General features: G+C 66.8%; 12 protein-coding genes. 10 read left to right on the top strand and 2 right to left on the bottom strand.

The window, feature by feature from the left end:
- Positions 1 to 7 precede the first annotated feature (7 nt).
- The 3 genes from WPS_RS08885 to WPS_RS08875 all read left to right on the top strand — a co-directional run bounded on the left by WPS_RS08885 (position 8) and on the right by WPS_RS08875 (position 2,629).
- Complete coding sequence (locus WPS_RS08885) at positions 8 to 316, top strand: metal-sensitive transcriptional regulator (protein WP_317997449.1); 309 nt, start codon at positions 8 to 10, stop codon at positions 314 to 316.
- A complete protein-coding gene (locus tag WPS_RS08880; RefSeq protein ID WP_317997448.1) occupies positions 316 to 1,476 on the top strand; it encodes a permease in 1,161 nt (386 codons plus the stop codon). Before WPS_RS08885 ends, WPS_RS08880 begins: the two co-directional genes overlap by 1 nt.
- Before the next feature lie 70 nt (positions 1,477 to 1,546).
- Entirely contained in the window at positions 1,547 to 2,629 is a 1,083-nt protein-coding gene (locus WPS_RS08875; protein ID WP_317997447.1) for an IS5 family transposase, read from the top strand.
- Positions 2,630 to 2,766: 137 nt separating this feature from the next.
- Here the strand turns inward: WPS_RS08875 and WPS_RS08870 are convergent, their stop codons facing one another.
- Both WPS_RS08870 and WPS_RS08865 read right to left on the bottom strand, forming a co-directional pair.
- On the bottom strand, positions 2,767 to 4,788 hold the full coding sequence (locus WPS_RS08870; protein WP_317997446.1) for a TonB-dependent receptor: 2,022 nt from the start codon (positions 4,786 to 4,788) through the stop codon (positions 2,767 to 2,769).
- A 244-nt stretch (positions 4,789 to 5,032) separates the two neighbouring features.
- A complete protein-coding gene (locus WPS_RS08865; protein ID WP_317997445.1) occupies positions 5,033 to 5,362 on the bottom strand; it encodes a hypothetical protein in 330 nt (109 codons plus the stop codon).
- 6 nt (positions 5,363 to 5,368) lie between these two features.
- Between WPS_RS08865 and WPS_RS08860 the strand changes: the two genes are divergently transcribed.
- From WPS_RS08860 to ruvB, 7 genes are all read left to right on the top strand, one after another.
- Positions 5,369 to 5,560 (top strand): hypothetical protein, encoded by a 192-nt coding sequence (locus tag WPS_RS08860; RefSeq protein ID WP_317997444.1) that lies wholly within the window; start codon positions 5,369 to 5,371, stop codon positions 5,558 to 5,560.
- A 128-nt stretch (positions 5,561 to 5,688) separates the two neighbouring features.
- Positions 5,689 to 6,444, top strand: a complete 756-nt coding sequence (locus tag WPS_RS08855; RefSeq protein ID WP_317997443.1) for a hypothetical protein — start codon at positions 5,689 to 5,691, stop codon at positions 6,442 to 6,444.
- A 41-nt stretch (positions 6,445 to 6,485) separates the two neighbouring features.
- Positions 6,486 to 7,835, top strand: a complete 1,350-nt coding sequence (locus WPS_RS08850) for a peptidoglycan D,D-transpeptidase FtsI family protein (protein WP_317997442.1) — start codon at positions 6,486 to 6,488, stop codon at positions 7,833 to 7,835.
- 28 nt (positions 7,836 to 7,863) lie between these two features.
- Positions 7,864 to 9,960: a Stk1 family PASTA domain-containing Ser/Thr kinase gene (gene pknB / locus WPS_RS08845; protein WP_317997441.1), complete on the top strand. Its 2,097-nt coding sequence runs from the start codon at positions 7,864 to 7,866 to the stop codon at positions 9,958 to 9,960.
- Positions 9,957 to 10,511 (top strand): crossover junction endodeoxyribonuclease RuvC, encoded by a 555-nt coding sequence (locus tag WPS_RS08840; RefSeq protein WP_317997440.1) that lies wholly within the window; start codon positions 9,957 to 9,959, stop codon positions 10,509 to 10,511. The genes pknB and WPS_RS08840 overlap by 4 nt, the downstream gene beginning before the upstream one ends.
- Positions 10,512 to 11,150, top strand: coding sequence for a Holliday junction branch migration protein RuvA (gene ruvA, locus WPS_RS08835; RefSeq protein WP_317997439.1), 639 nt, complete (start codon positions 10,512 to 10,514; stop codon positions 11,148 to 11,150).
- 8 nt (positions 11,151 to 11,158) lie between these two features.
- A complete protein-coding gene (gene ruvB / locus WPS_RS08830; RefSeq protein ID WP_405054945.1) occupies positions 11,159 to 12,223 on the top strand; it encodes a Holliday junction branch migration DNA helicase RuvB in 1,065 nt (354 codons plus the stop codon).
- The last annotated feature ends 4 nt before the right edge of the window (positions 12,224 to 12,227 follow it).

Below are 12,227 nucleotides of genomic sequence, written 5' to 3'. Positions count from 1 at the left end.
GGGTACGATGCCCCGCAAAGCTTCCCGTCCCAAAACCAGCAGCCTCGATCCGCAGCGCAAAGCCGACGTACTCAACCGGCTCAAGACGATCCGCGGCGTCACCGACGGGATCTACCGGATGGTCGACGACAACGTCTACTGCATGCAGGTCGTCAAGCAGATCTCCGCCGCGCGCGCGAGCCTGGACCGCGTCGCGCGCATCATGCTGGAGAACCACGTCGCGACCTGCTTCGTCGAGCAGGTCCGGGCGGGCGAAGGACGCGACGCCGTCGCTGAACTGATGGAGACGCTGAACTTCCAGAAAGACCTCGTCTGATGCTCGTCGCGAAGCTGGGCGAAGCGCTGCTGCTGGCGCTCGGAATGGCGTGGCAGGTCGGCTGGAGCCTCGTCCTGGGCTTTGCGTTCTCAGGCGCGGTGCAGGCGCTGGTCTCGAAGCAGCGGATGCAAAACCTGCTCGGCCGCGCCGGCGTGCGGGAGATCGCGATCGCGACGGGGTTCGGCGCGGCGAGCTCGTCGTGTTCGTATGCGGCCGCCGCGATGAGCAAGACCCTCTTCAAGAAAGGCGCGGCGCTCGTTCCGAGCCTGGCATTCCTGTTCTCCTCGACGAACTTGGTGATCGAACTCGGGATCGTGCTGTGGCTGCTGATGGGCTGGCAGTTCACCGCGGCGGAGTGGATCGGCGGCCTTATCTTGATCGCCGTGATGACCGTGCTGGTGAAGCTCACCTATCCGAAGGCGCTGGTCGACGAGGCGCGCCGTCACGTCGACGAAGCGACCGGCCACGATCACGGTTCGATGGAAGGCGAAGGTGCGTCGCTTGCGGAGCGGCTGCGCAGTCCGGAGACGCGGATCGCGATCGCGCAGAACTTCAGCATGGACGTCTCGATGCTGTGGAAGGATCTGCTGGGCGGGTTCCTCATCGCCGGCGCGCTGGCGGCGTTCGTCCCCGACGGCGCGTGGACGCGGCTCTTTCTGCACGGCGCGCCGCCGGCGGTGCAGACCGTCGGAAATGCGATCATCGGACCGGTCATCGCGATCCTCTCGTTCGTCTGCTCGATCGGCAACGTCCCCCTTGCCGCAGTGCTGTGGACGAGCGGGATCTCGTTCGGAGGCGTGCTCGCATTTCTCTACGCCGACCTGATCGTGCTCCCGCTGCTCGACGTGTACCGGCGCTATTACGGCCTGCGCATGGCGCTGTACATCTTCGCGATCTTCTTTACGACGATGGCGTTCTCCGCGATCGTGATGGACGGCGCGTTCTCGGCGCTGCATCTCGTCCCCAAGCCCAATCCGAACATCCGGCACGATCTCACGATGTTCGCGTTCAACTACACGTTCTGGCTCAACCTGGCGTTCGGCGCGCTCGCGGTCTACCTCTGGCTGCTCGATCGCGCGCACCCGATGCAGCACGGCTGCCACGGCGCGCACGAAATGACCGCTCCGTCTAGCAGGCTGATGAAAAATCGGCCGAGTTGATGTTGGCGTGACGGCGTTTTTCGCGTATTATAAGAGCAAGTCTCCTCATACCTTGGTGAGGTTGAGGCCGATGCGGACTCATGATGAGCAGCGTGCATCCGTTTGGACGACGTTGCAGCCGGAAGACACCGTGCCCGCCGATCATCCGTTGCGCCCGATGCGCGCGATGGTCAACGAAATTCTGCGCGAACTCTCGCCGGAGTTCTCCAAGCTCTACTCCCGACGGGGCCGGCCATCGATCGCGCCGGAGAAGCTGCTGCGAGCCTTGCTGTTGCAAATGTTCTACTCGATCCGCAGCGAGCCGATGCTGCTGGAGCAGTTGCGTTACAATTTGCTCTTTCGTTGGTTCGTGGGCTTGAGCATGGACGACAAGATCTGGGACCCCTCGACGTTCAGCAAGAACCGCGATCGGTTCTTGAATGGCGAAATCTCCGAGCGGTTCTTCGCCGCCGTGGTCGAGCGGGCGCGTGCCGACGAACTGCTCTCGAACGAGCATTTCACCGTCGATGGGACGCTAATCGAGGCGTGGGCCAGCCACAAGAGCTTTCGGCCCAAGTCGGACGACGAACCGCCGACCTCGAGCGGCGGTCGCAACGAGGGCGTGAACTTTCGTGGCCGGCCGCGCAGCAACGAGACGCACGTCTCGAGTACCGATCCGGACGCGCGGTTGTACCGCAAGAGCAGCGGCGCGCCGGCGATTCTCGGCTATCTCGGACATGCTCTGATGGAGAATCGCAACGGCTTGATAGTCGGCGTGAAGACCACTCGCGCGACCGGGATCGCCGAACGCGAAGCAGCGCTGGAATTGATTCGCGGGGTCAGCGGAAGCAACCGAATCACGCTCGGTGCCGACAAGGCGTACGATACCAAAGACTTTGTCGAGGCGTTGCGAGCGCTCAACGTGACGCCGCACGTTGCTCAAAATACGACCCGTCGCCGCAGCGCGATCGACCGCCGAACCATCCGCCATCCGGGCTACACGGTGAGTCAACGCAGGCGCAGGTTGATCGAGGAGAGCTTCGGGTGGGGCAAGACGATCGGCCGATTGCGCAAGGTGCATTTCCGCGGGCTTGATCTGGTCGGCGACATTGTGCGCTGGACGGCCGCGGCGTACAACTTGATCAGGATACGCAATCTGAGGGCCGCGACATGATGCGAAGTGATGCTGACCCGAGGGGGCGTTTTCGAGATGAACCGCTCGGCAACGGGCTTCGAGAGGTCCGCCGACCTCCCGAAAACCGTGCTGAACGGGCAGTTCGCGAACCACGCGCCGATTTTTTCACGGGCCTGCTAGAACGTCTTCGTGAAGGTCAGCCGCAGCAGGCGCCGCTCGATCGGGTGGAAATGCACGTCCGGGACGCCGGCCCCGCATTGGTCGATCGGACAAGGCCCGGCATAGCCCGGTTTGGTGTATGCCGGGTCGCTCGGCAGGGACGAGTTGTAATAGTAGTCGATGTCGCTCGCCTTCGCGTTGAGTAGGTTGAAGACATCGATTCCGAAACGCGTCGTACCGGTCGGCTTCACCCCGGCCTGCACGTTGATGGTCGTGGTGGGGTTGGAGTGCACGGTGCCGGCTTCGATCAGGGGACGCGGGCCGAAGTAGCGTACGCGCAGGCTGCCGAACGCCCGGCGGCCCTCTGCGGTGGCGCCGATGGTAAGAACGTCCTTGATCGATCCGGGGATCAGGCTGCCGACCGGATCGAAGTTGGTGAACTTCGCCGCCGACGACGCGTAATCGAAATCGTAGGTGATGCCGGGCGCAGGTTCCCAAAAGTTTGCAACTTCGACGCCGAAGCGGTGGCTCGGGCGGCCCGGAGACGTGGTCCCTGCATCACCCTGAAAGACGAGTTCGGAGGCGAGGTTCAAGTTCCAAAGAGAAAACGTGGAACGCACCTTTTGACCGAACGCAAAACGCGCGCCGATCTCCGCTCCTTGGGCGCGGACCAGGGGCGTCGCGCCCTCGACGATTTGACCGCTTCCCGGGTCCGTAATCGATCCGGTTCCCGGGTCGACGCGCTCGGTGATCCCACGTGCGTCGTTGCTATGGAAACCCGTGCCGAAATCCGCGTACAATTCCATCGTTCGGCCGGCCGTGTAGGCGAACGCGAGCTTCGGGCTGAGAATCGACGCGGAAACGTCGCCGGAATTCTGCGGGCGAAGGTCCGTGACGCGGAAGCGGAATTCATCTGCTCGCAAGCCCGCCGTCATGCGAAGGCGCTTGGAGAGATGTTGCGCCGTCTGAAGATAGACGCCGTTGCTGGTCTCGACGACGTGATCGATCCTGGTGGTCCCGATCACGCGCTGCGCGCGCGAAAGCATCAGCGAGACGGGGGTGATATTGTCGTTGCGGAACTGATAGCCGATCGTGTTCTCTGCGACCGGCGTTTTCCAGGTGCGGCTCAGGTTCGCGCCGAGCACGAGCCGCTGATCGTTTTGATTGAACTGATCCCCATTCACGGGATCGTTCAAGAAATAGGTGAAGTCGGAGAACAGGTGCAGGCCGTAGTCCATCGCGTACGCACCGAAGCGCGTGGTCGATCGAGCGTCGTCGCTCGTATAGTCGCCGGAGAGCACGTAACGGTGCGTTCGACCGCCGTCCGTCGGATCGATTTGCCCGAAACGATCGATCAGGCCTTTCTGCACGGCGCGCAGAGGAATTTGATCTGACGACATCCAGTTCGCCTGATATCCCTGCGCAGTGATCCCCCAGAGCGCGTCCCCGTCCTGACGGCTCCAGCGCACCAGTCCGTTGAATTTGCGGTAGTTGTCCGGCTCGAGCGCCGTATTGTCGGCGTGCTGATATTCGAGAGCATAGAGAAGATGGGTTTGCGGGCCGACGCTCGGCGAGCGTGCGAGCAGGATTCGCGCTTGACCGTAGGGTCCGCCGTTCACGCTGACCAAGTCGTGCGGCAACACGTTGAAGTATGTCATCTCGACCGCGCCGGCGGTCGAAAAATCGCCGTCGGCGGCGTGGTACGTCCCCTTGCGGAAGTTCACGTAGTTCACCGTTTCGGGGATCAACCAGTTGACGTCGGAGTACCCCTGGCCGTGCGCGTGCGTGCGCATGTTGGCCGGGACGCCGCCGATGGTGATCGCGATGTCGGTCCCGTGATCGAGGTTGAAGCCCCGCAAGTAGTATTGATTGGCCTTGCCCTCGCCGGAATGCTGTGAGATCACGACGCCGGGCACCGTTTCGAGCAACTCCCCAGGACGCAGGATCGGACGTTCCTCGAGTTCCGAATGACCCACGAAGCCCTCGGCGGCTGACGACGCGACCCCGATGAGGTTGTCGATCCGGCCGCGCGCCTGCACGGTCCCGATCGTTCGCAGGTTCGAGGCTGCGGGGGAGGGGCTAGGGCTGGGGACCGGCGAGGGGGAGGCACTTAGGGTCGGCGACGGGGGCGCGCCCGGACTTTGCGACGTTGCCGCCGCTGCGACCATGACGGCGGCGAAAAACGCAGTGAGCAGCGGCAACGATCGACCTCCCCGACGAATGCGCGCGCCGACAGGACGCTAGCACATCGGATCCAACGGTCGATCCGGCGCCGGAGACTGTCTATATCGTAGTCGTTTTCACCACGTCGTCGGCTTCGAGCCAGCGATCCAGATGCGTGACGTACTCCACGCCGAAAGTGTCGAGGAGACAGGCGCGGTAGGCATCATAGGCGCAGGGTTCACCGGCGATCAGCTCCTCGAGCGCCCGGCGATGAATCGCCATGTATCCTTCGCGCAAACGCAGGCCGCCGTGAATCAGCTGCAGCAAGATGTCGCTGACGCTGCGATCGCGGTGCAGCATCAGGCGCGATTCGAGCCACTTGTCGAGCGCGATCGGAAGGCGCGTGGACCGCGTCGGCCCCATCGCACCGGACCCCTTGAGGCGGCCCACGAGCTAATGTGGCTGCGGGTGCGCGTGCTGATGTTCCGGCTCGTGTCCGTGTTCGTGTTCGTGGGTCGTGCCATCGGGATGGGTATGTTCATGCGCGTGCGCGCCGTGTTCGTGCTGATGATCCGGGTCGCCGTGCGAGTGCCCGTGCTCGTGGACGACTCCGTCCGCGTGTTCGTGGGGATGCCGATGCTCCTCTGACATACGTTTGCCTTCGACGACCGTTCTCGAAATCCCAGGCGCGCCGCTTCGGATCATCGATCGTTCGAGGGCGCGGATTGCCTGCACTGGGGGGGATGATCCGCGCGTCCGACGTACGGACGCGAGTGATGAACGGCGAGCTGGCGAGCGATCCTCGCGCTTACATCCTCGGCGGCAATGCGAGCACGCTTGCATTCACGTCGAGCCTGGTACCGGAGAATCGCCAGGTCACGGCGTGGCTCGTCCCGCTCGCCTGGACGCCGATCGGCGTCGTTTTGGGCGAGAACTGGCAGCGCGTCGGCATCGCCGCGGACAACCTCGCCGGCTGGACGGATCAGACGTTCGATCCCGCCGACGAGCGATCGTTCGTCTCATCGTTGCGCGAACTCGATCTGCTCGCGCGCATCGGCTGGGAAGCGGCCGTCCCCGAAGCGCTCACCGACGAGAACGTCGTCAACGTCGACGATCTTCCCGACGATATCCTCGACGCGCTCACGCACGCACCGGAATCGCTCGTGCAGTGCGCGATCTGCCGCCGGACCTGCGTGCGCGATCACTTCGTGTGGAACGAACGCCGCCTGTGCGCGTGGGACTATCATGCGACCGTGTTCGGGAAACGGGGCCCGTGGCGCGACGCGCCGTACGAGGAGCGACTGTTCGAGACGCTCCCCAATGCGGCGTACGTCGCCGGACCGCTGCTTGAGGAGGTGAAGGTCGACGCGATCCTCGCCATCGACGGCGTCGACGACGCGCTCGCCCGTACCCTGCTCAACACGACGATCGCCGCCGACGCCGCACACGCGCACCTCGCCGTGCGCACCGCCGGCGGCTACACGCTCCTGCGCGAGCGCGGCAGCGAAGTTCCTGCGGGAGAGACGGCCTGACCGACCGCGCGATCGCGCGCCTCGGTGCGCTCTTCGCGGCATTGTTCGCGCTGCTCGCGGCGCGGCAGGTGTGGCTGCAGGTGATCGAGGGCCCGTCGCTTGCGGCCCGGCCGCTCAACCCGCGACACGCCGCGATCGCGGTCGGTCGCGGCTCGATCCTCGCCTCCGATGGGGCGCCGCTCGCACGCACGCGCGGCGCGCGGCGGGTCTACCCGCAGGCGGCGCTGACGGCGCAGGCGGTCGGCTATGCATCGTCGCGCTACGGCACCTCGGGGCTCGAGGACGCCTACGACACCGTCCTCACCGCGCACGCGGATGCGGTCGACCCGCTCTCCCAGCTCCGTCAGATCGTCAGCGGGGGCGCGCGCGCCGCACGCGGCGCCGACGTCGTCACGACGCTCGATCTGACGATCCAGCGGGCTCTCGTCGCGCGTCTCGCGCAGTATCCGCGTGCGGCGGGGGTCGTCCTCGATCCGCGCACCGGCGCGGTCCTCGCGCTCGCGTCGATCCCTGCGTACGATCCGAACGCGCTCGACGCGCGCTGGAGCGCGCTCAGCACGAGCCGCGCGGCGCCGCTGCTCGACCGCTCGACGGGCGGGCTGTATCCTCCGGGCTCGACCTTCAAAATCTACACGGCGGCGGTCGGACTCGATTCGGGCGTGATCACGCGCGACTCGACGTTCGAGGACGACGGCGGCTTGCGGATCGGCAACTTCACCGTACGCAACGATGAAGAAGAGGTGACCGGGACGCAGGATCTCACCGGCGCGTTCGCGCTGAGTTCCAACGTCGACTTCGCGCAGATCGCGCTGCGCATCGGCGTCGATCGCTGGTTCGCGTACGCGCAGCGTTTCGGCTTGGGTCAAAGCGAGGAGTTCGACCTCCCGGTGACCCGCGACCGGATCCCCGCGAAGAAGGACGTGTATGACGGGATTCTCGCTCAGCTGGGCTTCGGGCAGGCGTCGCTGCTGGTAACGCCGATGCGGATGGCGCTCATCGGCGCGACGATCGCCAACGACGGCACGACCCCGCGGCCCTATCTGGTCCGCCGGATCGCCGGGAGCGAGACGGCGCTGGCGACACGCCCGGAGATTCTCGCTCAGCCGGTCTCCGCCGAGACCGCGCACCAGGTGCGCGAGCTCATGATCGCGGTCGTGGCGCACGGCACCGGGACCGCGGCGCGGCTCCCCGGCGTCACCGTCGCCGGCAAGACCGGGACGGCGACCAACCCCCACGGCCGCTCGCATGCGTGGTTCGTCGCGTTCGCGCCGGCACGTGCGCCGCGCGTCGCGGTCGCCGTGGTCGTGGAGAACGTCGGGTACGGCGGAACCTATGCCGCGCCGATCGCACGCGAGGTTCTGCGGGTCGCGCTCGCCCGTTCGCGAAGTTAGCGTGGTCATGGCGTTGGGCCGTTAAGCCTTGCAACAGCAACAGCTGCTGAACAACCGGTATCGCGTCGACGGCCTCCTCGGCAACGGGGGGATGGCCATCGTCTACGTCGGCACCGATACGCTGCTGCGCCGGCGGGTCGCGATCAAGGTGCTGCGCGACCAGTACGCCTCCGACGACGATTTTGTGAAGCGCTTCTCCAACGAAGCGCAATCGGCGGCGAAGCTCTCGCACCCGAATATCGTCAACGTGTTCGATTTCGGGCACGAAAATGGTGCCTACTACATCGTCATGGAGCTGGTCGACGGCTCGACGCTGGGCGAGCTGCTGCGCGAAGAGCGCGTCCTGCCCGAAGGCGTCGCGGTCGACTACGCGATCCAGATCGCCAGCGGCCTCGCCTACGCGCATCGCCAAGGACTGCTGCACCGCGACGTCAAGCCCGCGAACATTCTGGTCACCAAGGACGACGTCGTCAAGCTCAGCGATTTCGGGATCGCGCGCGTCGTCTCGGAGAACGTCGCCAGCGTCACGCAGCCCGGGATGGTGATGGGGAGCGTCGCGTACATCTCGCCCGAGCAGGCGCAGAACCACGAACTCGACGAGCGCAGCGATCTGTACTCGGTCGGCGTCGTGCTCTATCAGATGTTGACCGGCGCGCTGCCGTTCAGCGGCGAGACGCCGGTCGCCGTCGCGCTCAAGCACGTCGCCGAATCGCCGCCGCCGATCGACCCGGCGGCGACCGGCGTGAGCCCGGCAGTCGCCGCGATCGTGGCCCGGCTGCTGCGCAAGTCGCCGGCCGACCGTTTCGCGTCGGCGACGGAACTCGCCAGCGCGCTACGCGAGGCGCGGGAGCGGCCGGCGGTCGCGCCGCGCAACGATGCGTTCGCCGACGCCCCGACGAGCCGCTTCACCGCGGTGAAGCCGCCCCCGCGCCGCTCTGCGGCACCGGATCGTCCGGGCGCCGCCGCCGGAGCCGCGGTCGAGACCGTCGACGACCAGCGGGAACGCAGCGGCCCCGATCCGCGCTGGATCGTGATGCCGCTGCTGCTCCTGCTCGCCGTCGCGCTCGGGTTCTTGCTGGTCCGCGCCGATCTGTTCGCGCCGGCGCGCAACATCGCCGTCCCCGACGAACGCGGCAAGAGCGCGACCGTCGCGCAACAGGATCTCTTGGCGCAGGGCCTGCGTCCCAGCGTGACCAGCGAACCGAGCGAAAACGTCACCGAAGATCATGTAATCCGCCAGGATCCGGCGGCGGGAACCAAGCTTGCGAAGGACGCCGTCGTGACGCTGGTCGTCTCCGGCGGCCTGCCGATGGTGCAGATTCCGGACGTGAAAGGCTACAGCATCGACGACGCACGGCGTGCGCTCGCGGCGGCGAAACTGCGGGCGAAGAAGACCAACGCCGTCTACAGCGAAAACGCGCCGCCCGGCCAGGTCATCGACGTGAATCCCGGCGCCGGCGCGAGCGTGCGCGAGAACAGCACCGTCGCGCTGACGGTCTCGCTCGGCGCGAAGCCGATCCTCGTGCCGAGCGTCGTCAACTTGAGCGTCGACCAAGCGCGGCGCCGCCTCGCATCCGCCGGGCTCACGATGACGGTCAGCCAATCGACCGAGAACGACGCGATCCCCGCCGACCGCATCGCCTCACAGGTCCCCGATCCGCAAACGGCGGTGACGCGCAACAGCACCGTCTCGGTCGTGGTGAGCGCGGGTCCCGGCACGGCCAGCGTCCCCAACGTCATCATGAAGGACGCGGACGCCGCGCAGCAGGCGCTGCAGGCCGCGGGCTTCACGGTCAAGCTCGGCTACAACGTCGACGGAGCCAACGCGACGCAGCAGGTCGCACTGCAGGATCCGCCGGCCGGCGCCAAGCTGAAGAAGGGCAGCGCCGTGCAGCTCTTCATCAGCGTCCCCGGCTCCGTCCCCGACGTCAGCGGGATGACGATCGACGACGCGAAGCGGACGCTGACGGCCGCCGGTTACAAGGTCGGCAACGTCGCCTACACCGACGAAGGGAACGTGCAGCCGGGGCAGGTGGTGCGCAGCGAGCCTGAGGCGAGCATGCAGCTTACGCCCGGCGAGTCGGTGAACATCACCGTGCTGCAGGCCGCGCCGAGGGCGCCGTGACGACGCGCCGCATCCTGGGCGTCGATCCGGGCCTGCGCACGACAGGATACGGCGTGATCGACGTTGATCCGCCATGCGGGATGCGCCTTGTCGAAGGCGGCGTGCTGCAGCCCGATCCGAAGGCGCCGCTCGAAGCGCGGCTCGTCCAGCTCCACGACGCGATGCGCGAGGTCGTGCTGGCGACGCAGCCGCACTGCATGGTCGTCGAGGAGTTGTGGACCGCATACGAGCACCCGCAGACGGCGGTGCTCATGGGCCACGCGCGCGGCGTGCTCGTCCTCGCGGCCGGCGCGCACGGCGTGCGCGTCGAGCACGTCGCACATGCGGCGGTGAAACGCGCGCTCGCTGGGAGCGGCGCCGCGACGAAAGCGCAGGTCAACGGGATGGTGGTGCAATTGCTCGGCCTGAGCGCGCCGCCGCGCCCCGCCGACGTCTCCGACGCGCTCGCGCTCGCGATCGCGTTCGCGAACGTGGAAGCACAACGCGACCGCTTCGCCGAACTCGGCGTGGTGATGACCCGCCGGCGCTCGCGCGCATCCCGTCTCGCGTAAGTGTTCACCCGCATCTCCGGAAGCTTGGCGGAGCGCGCTGGCGACGTCGTTCGTGTCGACGCGGGCGGGCTCGTCTACGACATCGTACTGCCGCCCAGCGTCGCCGCGAAAGTTCCCGAGACGCCCGGCGCTCCGGTCGAACTCGAGATCTATCCGCACTTCGCGCTTGAGGGGAACGCAGGGCGTTTCGCGTTCTTCGGGTTCAGCAACGGAATCGAGCGCGAGTTCTTCGAGGAGCTGCTCTCGGTCGCATCGATAGGACCGAAATCGGCGGCCCGCGCGTTCTCCGCGCCGATGGCGCGCATCGCGCGTGCGATCGACGAAGGCGATCACGACTTTCTCAAGACGCTGCCCGGGATTGGACAGCAGAAGGCGCGCGACATCGTCGCGAAACTACAGGGAAAGGTCGCGCGCTTCTTGCTGATCCAAGACGCGCCCGCGCGCGCGGCGGCAGAAGCGCCGCCCATCCCCGAGTTCGCGACCGAAGCGCTGGCGGTGCTGCTGCAGCTCGCATACAAGCGCACCGAAGCCGAAGCGATGATCGCGCAGACGCTCGAACGCGCACCGGACGTCGGCGACGCCGAGACGCTGCTCGCGGAGATCTACCGACAGCGGCATGCGACGGAAGCCGGCGTGTGAGCGACTCGGTGCGCAAGCGCGTCGTCGGCGGCGACAACGCGCCGCCGGCGGACGACGCGCCGCGGATCGTCGGCGCCGACGCCTCGCTCGAAGACGAAGTCTACGGCGCGACTCTGCGCCCGCGCAGGTTCGACGACTACGTCGGCCAGACGCAGGTCGTCGAAAACCTGCGCATCGCGATCGACGCCGCGGCGCGGCGCGGCGAACCCCTCGAGCACGTGCTCTTCTCCGGCCCGCCGGGACTCGGAAAGACGACGCTTGCGAACCTCATCGCGCGCGCCACCGGCGGGACGCTGCGTCCGACCTCCGGGCCGACGATGGAAAAACCGAAAGACCTGGTCGGCATCCTCACTGCGCTCGAACCCGGCGACGTGCTGTTCATCGACGAGATTCACCGGCTGGGAAGCGTCGTCGAAGAGTATCTCTATCCGGCGATGGAGGATTTTCAGATCGACTTCGTCGTCGATCGCGGCGCGTACGCGAAGACGCTGAGACTGCCGCTGAAACGCTTCACGCTGATCGGCGCGACGACGCGCGCGGGCATGCTCTCCGCGCCGTTGCGCGACCGCTTCGGGATCGTGCACCACCTCGCGTATTACGAGCCGCCCGAGCTGCAGCAGATCGTCGAGCGCAGCGCGCGCGTGCTGGAGATCGCGATCGAGGACGCCGGCGCGCGAACGATCGCGGAGCGCAGCCGCGGTACCCCGCGCATCGCGAACCGTCTCCTGCGCCGGGTGCGGGACTTCGCCGAGGTGCGCGCGGGCGGCGTGATCACCGCCGAGGTCGCCGACGAAGCGCTGCGCCGGGAAGGCGTCGACGCGCTCGGGCTCGACCGCCTCGACCGCGCGTACATCGAGACGATCGCGCGCCAGTACGGCGGCGGCCCGGTCGGAATCAATGCGATTGCGGCGACGTTGACCGAAGACGTGGAGACTCTTGAAGACGTCGTCGAACCTTATCTGCTCAAGATCGGTCTCGTGCAGCGCACCGCCAGCGGCCGCAAGACGACCCCGGCGGCGCACGCGCACCTCGGCCTGCCCAGCTCGTCTGCCCCGCAGCCGCGACTGTTCTGACGCG

Origin of the sequence: Vulcanimicrobium alpinum (assembly GCF_027923555.1) — a bacterium.
In the GTDB taxonomy this organism is placed as follows: Bacteria; Vulcanimicrobiota; Vulcanimicrobiia; order Vulcanimicrobiales; family Vulcanimicrobiaceae; genus Vulcanimicrobium; species Vulcanimicrobium alpinum.
This window is presented reverse-complemented; position numbering and strand designations above follow the sequence as displayed.